Here is an 18,027-nt window from a genome sequence, read left to right as displayed (position 1 = left end):
GCGATGCCGGAGAGATAGCGCCTTGCTTCACGTTCGATAATCGGTTCTTGTTTGCACAGGTTGTTCTAAAAGATAGATCAATGAATCGAACTCACCTTTCACAGCTTGCAGTGCTGGCAACCGTCGCCCAATGCGGCAGCTTTCGCGGCGCGGCCAGGGAGCTGGCGATTGCGCCTTCGGCGGTCAGCCATGCGGTGTCCAGCCTGGAGGCGCGGCTCGGCGTGCGACTGCTGGCGCGCAGCACGCGCAGCGTCGCGCCAACCGAAGAAGGTGCGCAGCTGCTGGAGCGGCTGCGGCCGGCGCTGTCGGAGATCGACCTTGCACTGGAATCCGCGGTCGAGGCGCGCGACCGGCCGGCCGGCAATCTCAGGCTAACCGTGCCGCGCACGGCTGCCCACCTAGCGCTGACGCCCCGGCTTGGCGCCTTTGCCCAGGCCTATCCCGACATCGTGCTGGAGATCGTCATCGAGGATCGCTTCACCGACGTGGTCGAAGGCGGCTTCGACGCCGGCGTGCGGCTCGGCGAGAGCCTGCAGCGCGACATGATCGCGGTGCGCATCGGGCCCGACATCCGCGGCGCGGTGGTCGGTGCGCCGTCCTATTTCGCGAGGATGCCCAGACCGCGTCACCCGGGCGATCTCGCCGACCATCGCTGCATCCGCTTCCGATTCTCCAGCGGCATTCTCTACCGCTGGGAATTCGAGAAGGAGGGCGAAGAGATCGAGTTTGCTGCTCAAGGCCCGCTGATCCTCGACGAGGATCATCTGATCGCTCAGGCGGCGATCGACGGCGCCGGTCTTGCCTTCGTCTTCGAGGACTATGTCCGCGATACCATCGGCGACGGCAGGCTGATCCGCGTGCTGGAAGACTGGTGTCCGACCTTCGACGGCTTCTTCGTCTATTATCCGAGCCGACGGCAGATGCGGCCCGCGCTCAGGGCGTTTGTCGATTTCTTCAAGATGAGTGGCTGATCGGACGAAAGATGGTCCGGCAATCGTTGAGTGGCCATGGCGACAATGATCACCAACAACACGAACCGCTATGGCTGGGCGGCGATCGCGCTGCATTGGCTGATCGCGTTGATCTTCATCGGCCAGTTCGCGCTCGGCTTCATCATGGTGCGGATCGAGAGCCAGCGCACGGCCTTCGAGCTGATCCAGCTGCACAAATCCTTCGGCTTTCTGCTGCTCGGCCTCATCATCCTGCGCATCGCCTGGCGCCTCGGCAATGCGGCGCCGGCGCTGCCGCGCTCGGTCGGGGCCTTGGAGCGCCGGGCGGCGCCGCTAGCGCATTTCGCGCTCTACGCGTTCCAGCTTGCCTTGCCGCTTTCCGGCTGGGCGCTGGTCTCGGTGTCGATGCTGGAAATCCCCAGCATGCCGTTCAACCTGTTCGTCATGCCGAACCTGCCGCTTGCCATGTCGGACGCGGCGGAGAACATCTGGGCAGCGGCGCACTGGTATCTTGCCTATGCCGGCATCGCGCTTGTCGTCCTGCATGTGCTGGCTGCGCTGCGGCATCATTTCTGGCTGCGCGACAGCGTGCTCGTTCGCATGATCACACCTTCGTCAGATCAAGAGATGGAATAGGACGGGCGGCTGATACGTTCATGGGGCGAGGACGCAGACAGTGCGTGTCTCCAGAAGGAAAAAACCCATGTATGCGCGCATCCTCGGATTGGCGGCTTTTGCCGCTTGCCTTGCCATGCCTGTTTTCGCGGCGGTTGCCCTTAGCGACGCCGCCGGCAGCTATACGATCAGCCCGGCGGGTTCGAGCATCCGCTTCACCATCGGCAAGGCCGGCGGCGGCGGCTTCGACGGCGCCTTCGCCCGTTTCAAGGGCACGATCCGCATCGACAACAGCGATGTCGGGCGCTCGGCGGTCAATCTCACCATCTATCCGGAAAGCGTCGGCACCGGCCAGAACCGCATCGATGCCTTCCTGCGCTCCGACGCGGTGTTCGACACGGCCAACAGCCCCGAAATCAAGTTCCGCTCGACAAGCGTCAAACGCACCAGCGACACGACGGCTTTGGTCACCGGCCAGCTGACGGCGCGCGGCAAGACGTTTGCCGAAAAATTCACCGCCGAACTCGGCGGCCTCAAGGGTGGCACGATCAAATTCCACGTGACCGGCAAGGTGCTTAGGTCGCGCTACGGCATGGATGTCGGCACGCCGATCTATTCCAACGTCGTCAACTTCGACATGACGCTGACAGGAAGAAGGGGCTGAACGCTACCTTCGCAGGTATTCCTCGCCCCCGCAGAGCGGGGGTGAGGTTCAAGCGCCTTCAACTGCGACTTTCAGCCCGTCACGAAGACCCTTCTCCCCACTTCGTGGGGCGAGGAACCGGCACCCCGCATTGGCTTTTCCACCGATTTCGGGCAAACCTCGTCGCCTGCAAATTAGAGATGGAGAAGCCGGATGTTCCGATGGGGTGTTTTGTCGACGGCCAAGATCGGCCGCGAGCAATTGTTGCCGGCGATCGTCGAGGCGGAGAACGGCGTGCTGTCGGCGATCGCCAGCCGCGACCTGTCGAAGGCGCGTGCGCTGGCCGACCGCTTCGGCGCGCCGCATGCCTTCGGCTCCTATGTGGAGCTGCTGGCTTCCAAGGACATCGACGGCGTCTATATCCCGCTGCCGACCTCGCAGCATGTCGAATGGACGGCCAAGGCGATCGAGGCCGGCAAGCATGTGCTGGTCGAGAAGCCGCTGGCGCTCGACGCCAAGGACATCGCGCCGCTGATCAAGCTGCGCGACGCCAAAAAAGTGCTGGTGTGCGAGGCCTTCATGGTCACCTACCACCCGCAATGGATCAAGGTGCGCGACCTGATCGCCAGTGGCGCCATCGGCCGGCTGCGCCATGTGCAGGGCGCGTTCTCCTACTACAATGTCGACCCCAAGAACATGCGCAACCAGCTCGATCTCGGCGGCGGCGCGCTGCCCGACATCGGCGTCTATCCGACGGTGTCGACGCGCTTTTCGACCGGCAAGGAGCCGTTGCGCGTGCAGGCGACGATCGAGCGCGACAAGAGTTTCGGCACCGACATCTACTCCTCGATCCGTGCCGATTTCGGCGACTTCGAACTGTCCTTCTATTTGTCGACGCAGATGGCGGCCCGGCAGGTGATGGTGTTCCACGGCGAGATGGGTTTCATCGAGGTGTTCTCGCCGTTCAATGCCGGGCTTTACGACCACCATCGCATCGAGCTGCACAACCAGAACCACACGGAAGCCCAAGTGTTCCGCTTCCCCGGCACGCAGCAATACCGGCTGGAGGTCGAGACCTTCGCGCGCGCCGCCCAGGGCGGCAAGGAGCGCGTCTTCACGCTGGAGGAATCGGTGCTCAACCAGAAGGTCATCGACGCCATCTTCCGTGCCGGCGGCAAGGACGGCTGGGAGAACGTCTGATACTTTTCCAAAGCCTGGGGGGAGAAAAAGATGGCTGACGATGCGGATGTGATCATTGTCGGGGCGGGACTGGCCGGCCTCGTCGCCGCAGCAGAACTGGCGGAGGCCGGCAAGAAGACCATCATCGTCGATCAGGAGCCGGAGCAGTCGCTGGGCGGCCAGGCGTTCTGGTCGTTCGGCGGCCTCTTCCTCGTCGATTCGCCGGAACAGCGGCGCATGCGCATCCGCGATTCGCATGATCTGGCGCTCGAGGACTGGATGGGCACCGCCGCCTTCGACCGGCCGGAAGATTTCTGGCCGCGCAAATGGGCCGAGGCCTATGTCGGCTTCGCCGCCGGCGAAAAGCGCTCCTGGCTGATGCAGCGTGGCATAAAATTCTTTCCGGTGGTCGGCTGGGCCGAGCGCGGCGGTGGTAATGCGATCGGCCACGGCAATTCGGTGCCGCGCTTCCACATCACCTGGGGCACCGGCCCCGGCGTGCTCGAACCTTTCGTCCAGCGCGTGCGCGAGGCCGAGAAGCGCGGGTTGATAAGCTTCAGGTTCCGCCACCGCGTCAACGAGCTGACGCGGTCGGGCAAGACGGTGACCGGCGTGCGCGGCGATATCCTGGAACCAAGCACTATCGAGCGCGGCCGCAAGAGTTCGCGCGAGATTTCAGGCGGTTTCGAGCTCAGGGCGCAGGCGGTGATCGTCGCCTCCGGCGGCATCGGCGCCAATCCCGAGCTGGTGCGCAAGAACTGGCCGCAGCGGCTGGGCACGCCGCCAAGGCGCATGATCACCGGCGTGCCCGACCATGTCGACGGCCGCATGCTCGGGATCACGGAGGCGGCCGGCGGCTCGATTATCAACCGCGACCGCATGTGGCACTATGTCGAGGGGATAAGAAACTGGGCGCCCATCTGGACCGACCATGCCATCCGCATCCTGCCCGGCCCGTCCTCGCTGTGGCTCGACGCGCGCGGCAAGCGCCTGCCGGTGCCGCTCTATCCCGGCTTCGATACGCTGGGTACGCTCAGCCACATCATGAGCACCGGCTTCGACTATTCCTGGTTCATCCTGACCAAGAAAATCATCCAGAAGGAGTTCGCCCTGTCGGGCTCCGAGCAGAACCCGGACCTGACGAACAAGAGCTGGCGGCAGGTGCTGGGGCGCGCCACATCGGGCATTCCGGGTCCGGTCAAGGCGTTCATGGAAAAGGGCGAGGATTTTATCGTCGAGGCCGAATTGCCGGCGCTTGTCGCGCGGATGAATGCTCTGGCCGGCGGCGAGCCTTTGCTCGAACTCCGGCAGGTCGAGCGCCAGATCCGCGCCCGTGACCTGCAGCTCGACAACCCCTTCTCGAAGGACATGCAGATCACCGCTTTGCGCGGCGCGCGCGCCTATCTCGGCGACAGACTGATCCGCACGGCCAGGCCGCACAAGATGCTCGATCCGGCAAACGGGCCGCTGATCGCGGTGCGCCTCAACATCCTCACCCGCAAGACGCTGGGCGGCCTGCAGACCGACCTCGACAGCCGTGTTCTCGGCGCCGACGGCCAGCCGGTCGAAGGGCTCTATGCGGTCGGTGAAGCCGCCGGCTTCGGCGGTGGCGGCGTGCATGGATATGCCGCGCTTGAAGGCACCTTCCTCGGCGGCTGTATTTTCTCGGGCCGCAGCGCGGGGCGAGCCGCTGCTGGTGCGGTGGTCTGAACGATAGAACGGTGTTGCTGCACGCTCGTGAAGTCGGTGGCACCTCATATGCTGCATCATTCCAGCAATTGATTCTTCCTCGACGAAGTCGATCCCCGAAAAAGCATTACGACGCCCGGAGAATCACAACGAGCCGCCTCCGGCAAGTTTGAATACTTTCCTAAGCAAGACCGTCTCATACGGTGGGTACCCACGCGCTTTAACAAATGCTAATATTCTTCGTTACTCGGGAACGTCGCAATGTCCAAGATTTGCTTGTTGTGCGCGTGCCTTCTTTTTCTGGCAGGATTGTCGACACCGGCATCCTCTCAGGTCGAAATCGGCCAGCGCAGCCACAGACATGCACTTGTTATCGGCAACTCTGCCTACCGCTATGCGCCATCGCTCGGCAACGGGGTGAATGACGCGAATGCGATCGCTCGAGTTTTGGAGGAGATGGGTTTTGAGGTCACCCTTGGCCTGGATGCTGACGCGTCAACGTTTAGGGAACTCATCGGAAAATTCAGGCGAAACTTGCAGCCGGGTGACGTCTCCCTTTTTTACTACGCCGGACACGGGCTCCAAGCGAACGGAGAAAACTACCTATTGCCTGTCGATGCCGCACTTCAACGTCCGGCGGACTTGGCTCTAGAAGCTGAGCGCTTGCAAGATATTATTTCAGCCATGACGGCCGAGGAAAATACCGCCATCGTCCTTCTCGATGCGTGTCGGGACAATCCTTTCGTTAAGCAATTAAATGGACAGAGTCAGAGTCGCGGCCTTGCAATAGGAAAGGGGCTGGGAGCCTTGGATGCTGGCAGGGGAGTCTTTATCGGCTTTGCAACACAGCCCGGCAATGTGGCTCTCGATGGAGCCGCCAATCATAGCCCTTTTGCAGACTCTCTTGTGAAGCGCATGAAGACTCCTTCAATCGACATTGAAATTCTTATGCGTCGCGTCCGGTTAGACGTCATGAATGCGACTTCTGGGAGGCAGGTCCCCTGGAGCAACTCGTCCTTGGTGGAGCCAGGGTTCTCATTCAACCCAGATGCCGCATCGAATCAGTCTCCGTCAGCACTCCATGAGCCAGACATCAATACGGCGACAGAACTCGAATTTTGGAGATCGATCAAGGATACATCCGATGTCTCGATGTATCGTGCTTATCTAGCGGCATTTCCGAATGGTGCATTCATCCAAATTGCAAAGAGCCGAATTGCTAAGTTCGAGGCACCTGCGCCGCCACGCAAGAAAATCCTGCCAAAGAAAGTCAGTCGTAGGCCGCAAGCCTCGTTGCCTATCAACAAGCCTTCCGCCAATCGTTCAGCGGAAACGACCGCACCTGCTAAACCGGAAGCCGTTGGACGATGCAGGGATGGCAATAAGGAGCAATGTCGCCAAAACTGCAGAGAAGGCAGGAAGCGTGCCTGTCGTAAGCTGCAGCAGCTTGGGGGTTAAAACGCGGATGACTGCCTTGTGTACCGACTTCGGGCGCGTCGTGGCGGGGGGCGGTTGACCCGAGATCCGACGACGCGATGTGAGGGCATGCCGCCGCCAGATTATCGGCTGCCAGCACCATGCGGTTGCCTTCGCTGTCGCGGAATTCGGCGACGGTGCGGCCCGGCTGCCACGGTGCTTCCTGCGGCTCGCTGACGATCTCGACGCCACGCGCCTTCAGGGCTGCGGTCGTTGCCTCGACATTGTCGTCGACCAGGACCAGCACCGGTTCCGTGCTTGGCGCTGCGTTCGCCCGCCTGACGAAATGCAGGTTGGTGACCGCATGGGGAAATGCCAGCTCGATCCAACGCCAGCCACTGTCGCCCATCGGCTGGTCGGCTATGAGCTGGCAGGCAAGGTGACCGGTGTAGAACGCCTTGGCGCGGTCCTGGTCGAACACGGGAAGTTCGGCAAACTGGATATGCATGATGTCTCTCCTCATCACAGAGACCGCGGCGCGGCCTCGACCGATGAAAGACGACGGAGACGATCGAAAAGATTCGCAGGATGCCGAGAATCTTTTTGGCGATGCGCAACGTCTTTCTCGTGCAGACCCACCAATCAGGAGACAACAATGGGCTACAATCTCATCCGCTACGGCGTGAAAGACGCCAGCATCGCCGACAACCGGGCGCTGGTGGCGAAGGTGTTCGAGGCGCTCGACGAAACGAAGCCGCAATCCGTGCGCTATCTGGTGCTGGAGCTGGAGACTGGCGAGTTCGTCCATCTCGTCGGCCAGGACAAGGACAGTTCCGCTCTTACCGGGCTCGATGCCTTCAAGGCGTTCAGCGCCGATCACGCAGAGCGGCGCTCCGGGCCACTCAGCAGATCGGCGGCAAAAATCGTCGGCAACTATCGTATGCTGACGGATGCCGATGAGGTCATGCCGGCCTGACCACGGGTGCCGGTATGGCGTCTGGACCAGCCACGCGGAGAACGAGGACAATGAGCACACAAAAACTCGACCGCGCGACACTGGAGGCGATGCTTGCTGGACTGCGCCCGAAGCTGCATCGCTACTGCGCCCGCATGTCGGGTTCGGTGATCGACGGCGAGGACATCGTGCAGGAGACGATGCTGAAGGCGCTGCAGGCGCTCGACGGCAACGCCGTGGTCGAACGTCCCGAGCAATGGCTGTTTCGCATCGCCCACAATGCCGCGCAGGACCATCTGCGCCGGCGCCAGCGGGAGCGGTCGCGCATGACCGAGGCCGACATGACGACGATAGAGGATCCTTCCGCCGTTGCCGACGCAAGGCTCGCCGCTGCAGCCAGCCTGCGCAGCTTCATGCAGCTTTCGGTGGCGCAGCGCAGCGCCGTGATCCTCGTCGATGTGCTCGGCCTCAGCCTCTCCGAGACCTGCGAGGTGACGGGCGCGACGCTGGCTGCCACCAAGGCGGCGCTGCATCGCGGCCGGGGCGAGTTGAGAGCGCTGGCATCGGAGGAGACGGTCATGCCGAGGCTCGATGCCGACGACGAGCGGCGCCTGCGCCGCTATGTCGACCTGTTCAACGCGCGCGACTTCGATGCGGTCAGGGCGCTGATCGCCGAGGATATCCAGCTTGAGGTCGTCAACCGCACCCGCCTCAGCGGCAAGGCGCAGGCCTCGACTTATTTCGGCAATTACGACCGCGCCAGTGACTGGGCGTTGTCGCTGGGCTTTGTCGAAGGCCAGCCGGCGGTCCTGATCCGTGATCCGCAGACGCCTGACGGCGCGGTGCGCGGCTTCATGCTGGTCGAGTGGCTGGACGAGCAAGTGATCGCGATCCGCGATTTCCGCTACGCGCCCTATTGCGTCGTCGATGCGGATATCCGCCCGATCGATGATTAGATGGTTGCCCTAGGAGGGCCTGCTCACTGGTCGACGACAAGACGCAGCACTCGGGAGGCCGGCAACAGTCGCACACGCCTGCCCCAGTCAAAGGCAATAAAGTCCTGCTCGATGCCGTCTGCGAAAATCACGCCGCCTTCATTCATCCGGGAGGTGATCAGAAGAGGCCTTTCGGTGATCTTTCCGGCGCGCAGCCTTGTGGCCGTGGCCACGCTTGGAAAGGGCTCGCGCACCCAGAAGCCGACCGCGTGCTCCTCACGGCCAACCTCCAGATCGAGATGCGTTGCGTCCATGATCGAGCGGGCCCAGCCGGTCGCGCCGGTGCCGGAGGCGACGATGAGACCGCTGGAGGAATGGTCCTCCGCTTCGCCCTCGGCCTCGATCCGGTAACGGGCCGACTGGTGGCTGCGGTGGCCGACAAAGATTTCATTGAGCGCGAGAAGCGTTTCCCCGCCGTCGAGCTCGGCCTCGACCATGGTTCGGGATTCCACGACTGCATCGCCAGCGATGCTGGCGGCCAGCAACCTGGCCAGCCTGCCGACGCCGATCCTTACCAGGACCCCGTCATAGAGATCCGGTGCCGGATTGACGCCGAGGACCGGCTGCCCATCGAGATATTTGGCCACATTGGCAACCAGCCCATCCTGCCCCACCGGCACCACGACGTCGTCCGCGGCGAAGAGGAACCGGTCAAGGTCGGCACGCCGGACCAAAGCCTGCCGCCAGTTCGCGGGCACCGAGCCCCGAGCCGCCGCCAGGACCGCGTGGAAGGCATGGTGGCGGGCCTCGATATCCTCGATGCGCTGGCCGCGCGTCTGCAGGAAGAAGCGAGCCTGATCGCGCGTGGCGTGGCGCGCGACCAGAAGCTCGTAGTCGGTCTCACGCGTCACGAAGACGGCGCGGGGACGGTTCACCGCCATTTTCGCCCCTTCAGCGGGCATCGACGAGTGCCTGGCCCTTGCGGAATTCGCCAAGCACGGTGGCGAGCAGGTCCGGCGTCACATTGACATGCTCTATCTTCTCCAGCTTGCCGGCGAGCTGCTGGGCGGCGAGGCCGAGCAGGATGGCCGGCGGCAGGTCGCGGTAGATCGCGATGCGCTGCCGCTCCGCTTCGGCCCTGGCGCCTTCGACGGCGCGGATACGCTCGGCTTCGGCCGCCGCCTCCACCTGCTGCGCTTCCGCCACGCCGGTGGCGCGGTTGCGGGCATTCTCGGCCTCTTCGGCGATCAAGAGCTTCTCGCGCCGCGCCAGTTCCGTTCGGGTGGCCAGTTCGTTCTCGGCAATGGCGCGCTCCTTCTCAACGGCGAGTGCCCGCCGCTCGAAGGTCGCCTGGTCGGCCTTCTGCTGCAGCGCCTCGAAGGTCGGCGTCTGCAAGGCGCGATCGAGCTCGCTTGTCGGAACGAGGTTGGTGAGCCGTACCGTGACGGCGGCGACGCCGATATCCGTCAGCGCCGGATCGGCGGCAACCACCGCCTGCAGCCGCTCGCGCAAGGGCGCGGGGCCGGCATCGAGCAGTCCGCGCACCGGCGCCTGCCCCAGATATTGCTGCACCGCCTGATTGGCGATGCCGGCAATGCGCGCCTGTATCGTCTCGATCGGCTCGCCATGCGTTCTGCCGGTTCTCAGGTCGATGCTGAAATCGACGCGTTCGGCCAGTCGTTGCGGATCGACGACGTGCCAGCCGACCGTGCCCTGCACGGTGACGGTCTGGAAGTCCTGGCTGCGGCCCTTGACGAACAGCGTCATCTCGCGGTCGTCCATCGGCACTTCGGCAATGCTGGCGGTTTCAGGCGCGAACCAAAAGACCAGGCCGCGGCCATTTTGCATCACGCGACCGTTGCGATAGCGGATGATGTGGCTGCTTGCCTCGCTGCGAAGCTGGGCGATCAAGCCAAAGTTGCGGATCGTAGCCATGATGGTTTCTCCCTCAATCGGTTACGGACGTTGAAAACGGTAAAGCTCTGCCGGGCGATAGGCCGTGCCTGCCTCATGGGCGCCCGTGGCAGCAAGCCAGCCTTTGTCGAGCAGGCGGCGGCGGAAGGCCGGCTTGTTGAGCGACGTGCCGAGAATTGCCTCATGCACATCCTGCAACTGGCGCAGCGTGAACAATTCGGGCAGGAGCGCGAAGCCAACATCCGAATAGTCGAGCTTGCCGCGCAGCCGCAGCACCGCCGTCGCCAGGATATCGGCATGGTCGAAGGCGAGCGTCAGCGCCCCGTTTTCCGGCGACACAACGCTTACAGGGCCGCCGGCCTCGCCGGACCACGGCACCTGGATCGCGGCCGGCAGCAGGGCAGGCATCGCCTGCAGCGCGGCGGCGAAGGCCGTCTCAGTGAGCAGCGCGAGATAGGCGACGCTGATGATGCGCATGCGCGGATCACGATCAACCGCACCGAACGTGTAAAGCTGCTCGAGATAAGCGTGGCCGATCCCGGCCTTCTCGCGGAGCACCCGCTCGGCAGCGGCGTCAAGCGTCTCGTCAATGCCGACGAAGCCGCCCGGCAGCGCCCACCGGCCCTGATAAGGCTGCTGATCGCGCTTGAGCAACAGGACGGCAGGCTTTCCATTCCGCACCCCCAGCAGGACCAGGTCGACTGTCACCGACGGCCGCTGGAACGCGTTCGGGTCGTAACCCCTGAGGAAATCCGTCTCGTCCATTGGTGCGCTATCAGTCTAATATGCAAGATACATATATCTTGTGTGCATATATGTCAACGAAGCGCGCGATGGAAGGGTCAAGTCGTTAACAATTCATGCAACGTGGCGCAGATATTGTTGGTCACCAACAGCCCGAGAAGTGAGCCATCCCATTGCGCAATACTCCCGCCGAGGCAGTCGATTTGCAGCTTGTCATTCACAATGACGACCAGACTCCGTGGGAGTTTGTCGTCGATCTCGTTCGTTCTGTCTTCGACCGATCGGAGGCGGAGGCCGAGGCCTTCGCCGCGACAGTGGCGCAGGAGGGAGAGGCTGTGTGCGGCAGCTATCCTTTCGCAATCGCGAAAGCGATGCTGGACACAGCGCAGCAGCGCATCAAAGCAGCCGGTCACCCGCTTCGTATCACCACCGCTCCCAGTGGAACCGAAAACACGACCACCGCCGGCCATCCGGCGCGGACTTCGCGTGACAAAAAGTTCAAATATGCCTATGAGGCAATCGCCTGGCATTTTGGCGGGCTGGCGCACGATGAGATCATCGCAACCTCCCGCCAGTTTCCCGGCCATATGCGCGCCGACGTGCAGGTAGCGCTCGACAAACTGTTCTCAACCTCGCCTGTTCGCTTCTTCGGCCTCTACGAGCAACATCGCTACGAGACGCTGACCTATGCCGCGCTGACAAAAGACGGACAGTTCGCCGTCACCATCTCGGCAGCGCAATACCAAGATGTCGATATCGGCGAAAGCGAACCAATAAAGTGTCTCAGCAATGGTTTGTGGCTCAATCGGGATGGAGATCTGCACTACGCGGTCGTGCTGTCCTTTCACCGTGAGTACGGTCACGAGGCCGGAACCTGCGTCGAGATTGCCGTGCCGGCCGGCGAGGGTGGCGTGGCCCTGGTGGACCGCTGCTTCTCTGAGTTGGAGGCCGCTATCAATGCCGCGCGCTCCTACCGCGGCAAAGTTCTCTCACTCGAAACGGAAGGTGACTATCGCGGCCGCTCCAAAGGCGTGATGGTCCATCGCTTGCCGCAAGTGCGGCGCGACGCGATCATCCTGCCGGAACGGACTCTGAAGCTTCTCGACCGCAACGTGATCCGGTTCATCGAGAGCCGGGAAGCGCTGAGACAGCTTGGGCAATCGACGCGCAAGGGCATCTTGCTCTACGGCCCGCCGGGCACCGGCAAGACGCACACCATTCGCCACCTCGCCGCCAATCTCCCTGGTCATACGACACTCATCATAACTGCCGGCCAGATGGGCCTACTGTCGCAATACATGACCCTGGCGCGCCTGCTGCAGCCGGCTACGGTGGTGATTGAGGACGTGGACCTCATTGCCCGCGACCGAGAGAATATGGGGAGTCCGTGCGAAGAGTCTCTCCTCAACACCCTACTCAACGAGATGGACGGGCTAAAGGACAATGCCGACATCCTGTTCATCCTTACCACCAACCGGCCCGAACAACTTGAAGATGCTCTCACAGGGAGGCCGGGACGTATCGACCAGGCTATCGAGGTGCCGCTGCCGGACGACGACTGCCGGGAGAAGCTGGTGCGCCTGTATGGCGGCGGGCTAAAACTTTCCGACAAGATCGTGGGCGAGGCTGTGGCGCGCACGAAGGGCGTCAGCGCAGCCTTCATCAAGGAGCTTATGCGCCGTACCGCGCAAACGAGCATCATGCATGGCGATGGAGAGGCTGTGACCTCCAAAGATCTGGCCGAAGCCCTCGACGACATGCTGTTCACCGGCGGCCGGCTAAACGTGAAGCTGCTTGGCGGAGCAACCGAGGGCCCATCAAGTTGCTGAGCCGGTGTCGAATTGCGGGCAGGCGACAGCGATCTGTTCGTTGCCTTGGTGGAACGACGGAGTTCGAACCGATGGCAAAATGGCGCGCCAGCGTGAAAGTGATAACTACGTCTCCGCTGGAGCACTCTGATATTGCTGCCGTCGGTCCGCGAACGCCTCCGTCGACCACCGGGGGCTCGCCAAGGCTACTACGACCGTTCGCGGCGGCTAGGGCGAGACCAGGTGCTCGCGCCCGCCCTGCTCCACCATCTTGAGCCGGCTTTCGGGCCCGTCCGCTTCGAGGATAATGTAGCTCTCGTCGTCGCCGCCGACGAAGCTTAAGCCCGCTCCAGTCATCGAAGCACTGATCTTTACCGAGGGCTGGCCGTTTGGATGGATCAGCCGGAACAGCACGGTTTCGCTCGCCCCTTCGACCTCGGGCTGGATGGACAGGCTGGCGCGCACCCGCCCCCGGGGGTCCACGAGCTCGAAGGCGCTGCCGCGAAGGATGCCCATGCCGCCCTGTGCGGTCGCCGGCAAAACTTGCGTCAACCCGATTCCCAAGAGCAAAACCAAATTGGCCGCAGTCAATACGCCAAGAACTACCTCGCGCCTCATCTATCACTCCAATCATCAGCCGATCGGGAAATGTTGCGCCTCTTTTGCGGCAGTGCGGTGACGAGGCGTTGAAGCGCACCGCCGAATATGCCGACAAGGCCACTCTGCTCGCTCCGGACGATGTCGCCGTTGCAACATAGCTTGCGTTATCGTCAGCAGCATCTCTGTGACGCCGAAAGGTTGGCGCTCCTCGATCCGGCTCAATCAATGCCGAGGGTTCGGCGCTGTAGTGCAAATGCGTCTCTGATCGTGTTGCAGAGTGCCATCGCTACGGGATCGGACGGCTCCTTGGACCCCAGCATATTGACTTCGAAATGAAGAAGCTCAGGCAAACTTGCTCGACCGCCTAGAATGTCGACATCATCGGGCACGGTTGATCTGAGAACTGCGGTAACGGCTAGGTCAGTCCTAACCGTGGCGCTCACGGTCTCCATCGTGCCGACCTCGGAAACGGTTCTAAATATGATCTTGCCCTCCTGAAGCGCTCGAACCATCGCCGGACGTAGCGCGTTTGTTTCGTTGCTAAGCGACACGGGCAGTGGCGAACGTTTGAAGGCCTCTCCGTTCCTCGCGCCGATCCACACGGGACGATCGACCAACAGACACTCCTTCGAGGCCGAGTACTTTGCAGCGCCGACCGGTTCTTCGACGATGGCGATATCGATCTCGCCGCTCAGCCAGTCTTCTGTGAGCTTGGGCGAAGTTCGGCAAACCAATGTAACCTCCACGCGCGGGTACTCCCGCGCAAAGACGCGGAGCGCAGTGGGAAGAAAGCTATTCACAATGTCAGTTGGTGCGCCCAAGCGAACTTCGCCGAGCATGGGCGGCTCGCTCATCTCGGCCTGAACATCGTCATTCAGTTTGACGATGGCGCGTGCGCCGGACAGGAGGCGATCTCCTGCCGGGGTCAGTCGGAGCGAACGATTTCCTCTGAAGAATAGCTTGCAGTTGAGGCTTTCTTCGAGGCGTCGGACCTGCTGGCTGATTGCGGCTTGCGTCAGGTGCAGCCTGCGCCCAGCGGCCGTCATTTGGCCTTCCTCGGCGATGGTGAGGAAGGTCCGTAGCAGGGCAACGTCTAGGTTGCGGGACATGGGGCGGCGTCGGTCATTGCTGCCCACTTCAACACATAACAAGCTCTTATGCGAGGAATAAAAAGAATTAGATTTCAGCATGATTTGGGCTCGCATACTCTCCTCTCGATTGGAGAGAACCCGTGGGACCAACGCGAGATGAATGGAGCTGAGAGTCTCGTTCAGACTCTGCTGGGAAGCGGGGTCGACACCTGTTTTGCCAATCCCGGCACAAGCGAGATGCACTTTGTAGCAGCTCTCGACAAAGTCCCCGGCATCCATTGTATTCTTGGCCTGCAGGAGAACGTCGTAACTGGAATGGCGGACGGGTACTTCCGCATCGCACGCAAGCCGGCCGCAACGCTCCTGCATTGTGGGCCCGGCCTGGCGAACGGGATGGGCAACCTGCACAACGCCCGCCGCGCCCGTGCCGGCATCGTCAATATCGTGGGCGATCAGGCGACCTATCACCGCCCCTTTGACGCGCCGCTTACGGCCGACACCGAAGGCATGGCTCGAACTGTCTCGCACTGGGTTCGAACCAGCATCCGTGCCGACGAAGTTGGTCGAGACGCTGCTGTTGCAGTGCAGGCGGCGAATGCGGCCTCTGGCCAGATCGCCACCCTGATCCTGCCCGCTGACGCCTCATGGAATCCGGGGGGGCGTCGTTGGCGATCGGTTGGCCGTGCCTCCGACCCCACCGGTCGATCCCTTAGCAATTGAGAACGCAGCGCGCGTTCTACGCGCTAACAAAAATGTGCTGGTACTGCTCGCCGATCAGGCGACTCTCGCGCCGTCGCAGCCGCTGGCATGGCGCGTTGCACAAGCGACCGGTGCGCACCTTCTTGCGAGTTATTCAAATGCGCATATGGCGCGTGGCCGGGGCCGCTTGCAGTTGGAGCGCGTACCTTACGCCACTGACGCCGCGATTCAGGTGCTCGCAAAGTATGAGCACATCATCCTTGTTAACGCGAAGGCGCCTGTTGGCTTCTTTGCCTATCCGGGCAAGCCCTCGACGCAATATCCATCAAGCGCCCAAATTCACGTGCTCTCTCGTTTTGAGCAGGACTCCGTCGCTGCCCTTCAGGCACTTGTCGACGAATTGGGTGCTCCGGACATTGCCATCCCCGACCCCGGTCCGCGACCGGAGTTAGTGCGGGGCGCACCGACACAGGAAGGGCTGGCTATCACGCTGGCCGCGGTCATGCCGGAGAATGCAATTGTCTCGAACGAGAGCATTTCGTTCGGCCGCGATTTCTACAAATATACACACGCCGCCCCGGCGTATGACTGGCTCAATCTTGGCGGTGGCGCGATCGGGGATGGCCTTCCGGTTTCGACGGGTGCTGCCGTTGCAGGCAAGGGCGAGCGGCGCGTCATCAGCTTACAGGCCGACGGCTCGGCTATGTACTCCTTGCAGTCGCTTTGGACGCAGGCACGAGAGAAGCTGCCTTGCACCACCGTGCTGCTGAACAACCGCAAGTACAACATCCTGATCGGCGAGCTTGACAACGTAGGCGCCAAGCCCGGACCAACGGCGATGGGCATGCTCGACCTATCCAACCCTGATCTCGACTGGGTGAGGCTCGCCAAGGGCATGGGTGTCGAGGCTGCGAGAGCCAGCACCCTGGAGGACTGTGCCGACTTGATGGAGCAGAGCTTCAGGCACAGAGCGCCCTTCCTCATTGATCTGACTATCTAGCCCAATCCCAACAGGCGAACGCCGACCGTGAAACTCAGCCGCAACTTAGAAAACTTCGAGCTGTCTGCCATCTCGCGTGTGTTCGCGATGGTGAAGGACCTGCGTGCCGAGGGGCGTGAGATCGTCGATCTTTGCGTGGGCGAGCCCGACTTCGACACACCAGAACACGTCAAGGAAGCTGCTCACCAGGCCGCGCTTGCGGGTGACACAAAGTACACGGTGATCGACGGCACTGCCGCCCTCAAAGAGTCAATCTGCCGCAAGCTCAAGCGTGAGAACGGACTCGACTTCTCGCCGAAGGAAATCTCTGTCGGAGCTGGGGCGAAAACCGTTCTCCACACAACTCTCACGGTACTGGTTGATCCGGACGACGAAGTGGTTCTGCTCACGCCGGCATGGGGCTCCTATGCCGAGATGCTAGGCATGTTGGGCGCGAAGAAAGTGTTGGTGCGAGGCGAGGCGAACAATGGCTTCAGGATCACACCAGTGGCCCTGCGGGCGGCTCTGTCTGCCCGAACGAGGGCCATCGTGATCAACTCGCCCTCAAACCCTGCCGGCGCAACTTACAGCCACACAGAGTTCGAAGCACTGGCGGAGGTGCTACGCGAGTATCCGGATGTGTGGGTGATCTCAGATGAGATCTACGAGCACATCCTTTTCACCGGCGAGCCCTACGTCTCATTCCTCGCCGCCGCTCCGGACTTTCGCCACCGCACGGTCACAATCAACGGGGTATCGAAAGCTTATGCGATGACGGGGTGGCGGATCGGCTGGGCGGCAGCACCTGCCGGTGTGATACTCGCAATGCGCAAGGTCATCTCGAATAGCACTTCGAGCCCCTGCACGATCTCGCAAGCTGCGGCGGTGGCCGCACTTGAAGGCCCGAAGACGTTGCTGGCGGAACGCAACGCCGTTTATCGCCACCGGGGACAACGGCTGATGGCGGCGCTCGAAGATGCCCCAAGCCTGAAAGTCGTTCCGCCCGGCGGTGCCTTTTACTTGTATCTCGATTGCGGAGAGATGCTGAAAAAGATGCACCCAAAAGCGGGCGTGCTCACGTCAAGTTTCGACGTTGTTCGAGCGTTGCTGGAGCATCACGGTCTGGCCGTTGTGCACGGCGCTGCGTTTCAGCATGACCCGGCGTTCCGACTGTCCTTCGCAGCGTCGGAAAATTCCCTCGCCAGAGCGGCAGGCATCCTGCGCGATTTCGCGGCCTGCCTTCGCTAAGCGCTTCTGGCGATCCGTACATAACGAGACGCCTGCGCATGCCGCGTAGTCGTGAGTCGAGGGCGGGCGCGAAAGCCTTCTCGTCGTGGGTCCAGGGATTCGGCTTCGCGTCACTCGGGAGCGTCGCTCGGTTAGCACGACAGACCAGATTCTGCCGATTCGAGGACCTGGGAACGGAGACGTGATCGGCTAACCGCCAAATTGGTGTTGTCAGCCCACGAGTAGTGCGGGACCCGTTGCGGGCCATTCCACCTCCCGCGGGTGATGCCTCGGATGCCGACCAAAGATCTTGCGCTTCCGCAGACCAAATCGCAGACTAATCTCTCTATTTGGTCTGCGGCGTTCTGCTAAGTCCTTGAAAATTTGGCGCGCCCGAAGAGATTCGAACTCCTGACCCCCAGATTCGTAGTCTGGTGCTCTATCCAGCTGAGCTACGGGCGCGCAACAGGCCATGCTTTGCATAGCCCCGCGATCCGATCGTGACGACCGGCCGCGACGAGACGTGTTCCCTAGCGACTGAATTTCCGAAAAGCAAGCCGATCCGGCAAAAGTTTTGTCGCAG

General features: G+C 62.2%; 16 protein-coding genes, 1 tRNA gene and 1 pseudogene. 11 read left to right on the top strand and 7 right to left on the bottom strand.

Annotated features, from left to right (window positions below; genetic code table 11):
• The first annotated feature begins 80 nt into the window (after positions 1–80).
• From ACFX5Q_RS00475 to ACFX5Q_RS00450, 6 genes are all read left to right on the top strand, one after another.
• Positions 81–971, top strand: coding sequence for a LysR substrate-binding domain-containing protein (locus ACFX5Q_RS00475; RefSeq protein WP_404274539.1), 891 nt, complete (start codon positions 81–83; stop codon positions 969–971).
• A 36-nt stretch (positions 972–1,007) separates the two neighbouring features.
• Entirely contained in the window at positions 1,008–1,586 is a 579-nt protein-coding gene (locus ACFX5Q_RS00470) for a cytochrome b (RefSeq protein WP_404274538.1), read from the top strand.
• Between the two features lie 67 nt (positions 1,587–1,653).
• Positions 1,654–2,229: a YceI family protein gene (locus ACFX5Q_RS00465; RefSeq protein WP_404274536.1), complete on the top strand. Its 576-nt coding sequence runs from the start codon at positions 1,654–1,656 to the stop codon at positions 2,227–2,229.
• 192 nt (positions 2,230–2,421) lie between these two features.
• Entirely contained in the window at positions 2,422–3,408 is a 987-nt protein-coding gene (locus tag ACFX5Q_RS00460) for a Gfo/Idh/MocA family protein (protein WP_404274534.1), read from the top strand.
• Positions 3,409–3,438: 30 nt separating this feature from the next.
• Positions 3,439–5,097 (top strand): FAD-binding dehydrogenase, encoded by a 1,659-nt coding sequence (locus ACFX5Q_RS00455; RefSeq protein ID WP_404274532.1) that lies wholly within the window; start codon positions 3,439–3,441, stop codon positions 5,095–5,097.
• Between the two features lie 240 nt (positions 5,098–5,337).
• A complete protein-coding gene (locus ACFX5Q_RS00450; RefSeq protein ID WP_404274531.1) occupies positions 5,338–6,534 on the top strand; it encodes a caspase domain-containing protein in 1,197 nt (398 codons plus the stop codon).
• On the opposite strand, the gene ACFX5Q_RS00445 is transcribed toward ACFX5Q_RS00450, so the two are convergent.
• Entirely contained in the window at positions 6,422–7,000 is a 579-nt protein-coding gene (locus ACFX5Q_RS00445) for a VOC family protein (protein ID WP_404274529.1), read from the bottom strand. The genes ACFX5Q_RS00450 and ACFX5Q_RS00445 overlap by 113 nt on opposite strands.
• 147 nt (positions 7,001–7,147) lie before the next feature.
• Between ACFX5Q_RS00445 and ACFX5Q_RS00440 the strand changes: the two genes are divergently transcribed.
• Both ACFX5Q_RS00440 and ACFX5Q_RS00435 read left to right on the top strand, forming a co-directional pair.
• Positions 7,148–7,468 (top strand): hypothetical protein, encoded by a 321-nt coding sequence (locus ACFX5Q_RS00440; RefSeq protein ID WP_210328547.1) that lies wholly within the window; start codon positions 7,148–7,150, stop codon positions 7,466–7,468.
• A 50-nt stretch (positions 7,469–7,518) separates the two neighbouring features.
• Positions 7,519–8,403, top strand: a complete 885-nt coding sequence (locus ACFX5Q_RS00435) for a sigma-70 family RNA polymerase sigma factor (RefSeq protein WP_404274527.1) — start codon at positions 7,519–7,521, stop codon at positions 8,401–8,403.
• Positions 8,404–8,426: 23 nt separating this feature from the next.
• Here the strand turns inward: ACFX5Q_RS00435 and ACFX5Q_RS00430 are convergent, their stop codons facing one another.
• The 3 genes from ACFX5Q_RS00430 to ACFX5Q_RS00420 are packed head-to-tail and all read right to left on the bottom strand — an operon-like array spanning position 8,427 to position 11,061.
• On the bottom strand, positions 8,427–9,323 hold the full coding sequence (locus tag ACFX5Q_RS00430) for a hypothetical protein (RefSeq protein ID WP_404274525.1): 897 nt from the start codon (positions 9,321–9,323) through the stop codon (positions 8,427–8,429).
• A 10-nt stretch (positions 9,324–9,333) separates the two neighbouring features.
• Positions 9,334–10,317: an SPFH domain-containing protein gene (locus tag ACFX5Q_RS00425; RefSeq protein ID WP_404274524.1), complete on the bottom strand. Its 984-nt coding sequence runs from the start codon at positions 10,315–10,317 to the stop codon at positions 9,334–9,336.
• A 21-nt stretch (positions 10,318–10,338) separates the two neighbouring features.
• Complete coding sequence (locus tag ACFX5Q_RS00420) at positions 10,339–11,061, bottom strand: NUDIX hydrolase (protein WP_404274522.1); 723 nt, start codon at positions 11,059–11,061, stop codon at positions 10,339–10,341.
• Positions 11,062–11,213: 152 nt separating this feature from the next.
• Between ACFX5Q_RS00420 and ACFX5Q_RS00415 the strand changes: the two genes are divergently transcribed.
• A complete protein-coding gene (locus ACFX5Q_RS00415; RefSeq protein WP_404274521.1) occupies positions 11,214–12,869 on the top strand; it encodes an ATP-dependent Clp protease adaptor ClpS in 1,656 nt (551 codons plus the stop codon).
• A 207-nt stretch (positions 12,870–13,076) separates the two neighbouring features.
• On the opposite strand, the gene ACFX5Q_RS00410 is transcribed toward ACFX5Q_RS00415, so the two are convergent.
• Together ACFX5Q_RS00410 and ACFX5Q_RS00405 are read right to left on the bottom strand one after the other, a co-directional pair.
• Positions 13,077–13,466, bottom strand: a complete 390-nt coding sequence (locus ACFX5Q_RS00410; RefSeq protein WP_192178210.1) for a hypothetical protein — start codon at positions 13,464–13,466, stop codon at positions 13,077–13,079.
• A 200-nt stretch (positions 13,467–13,666) separates the two neighbouring features.
• Complete coding sequence (locus ACFX5Q_RS00405) at positions 13,667–14,638, bottom strand: LysR family transcriptional regulator (protein ID WP_404274519.1); 972 nt, start codon at positions 14,636–14,638, stop codon at positions 13,667–13,669.
• Between the two features lie 57 nt (positions 14,639–14,695).
• Here ACFX5Q_RS00405 and ACFX5Q_RS00400 point away from each other — a divergent pair.
• A pseudogene (locus tag ACFX5Q_RS00400) lies at positions 14,696–16,238 on the top strand (acetolactate synthase large subunit).
• Between the two features lie 27 nt (positions 16,239–16,265).
• The gene (locus tag ACFX5Q_RS00395) at positions 16,266–17,465 is read left to right on the top strand and encodes a pyridoxal phosphate-dependent aminotransferase (RefSeq protein WP_404274518.1); all 1,200 of its coding nucleotides are present in this window, start codon (positions 16,266–16,268) and stop codon (positions 17,463–17,465) included.
• 364 nt (positions 17,466–17,829) lie between these two features.
• Here the strand turns inward: ACFX5Q_RS00395 and ACFX5Q_RS00390 are convergent.
• Positions 17,830–17,906, bottom strand: a tRNA-Arg gene (locus tag ACFX5Q_RS00390).
• Positions 17,907–18,027: the final 121 nt, after the last annotated feature.

The organism is Mesorhizobium sp. IMUNJ 23033, from assembly GCF_044778005.1.
GTDB lineage: Bacteria > Pseudomonadota > Alphaproteobacteria > Rhizobiales > Rhizobiaceae > Mesorhizobium > Mesorhizobium amorphae_A.
This window is presented reverse-complemented; position numbering and strand designations above follow the sequence as displayed.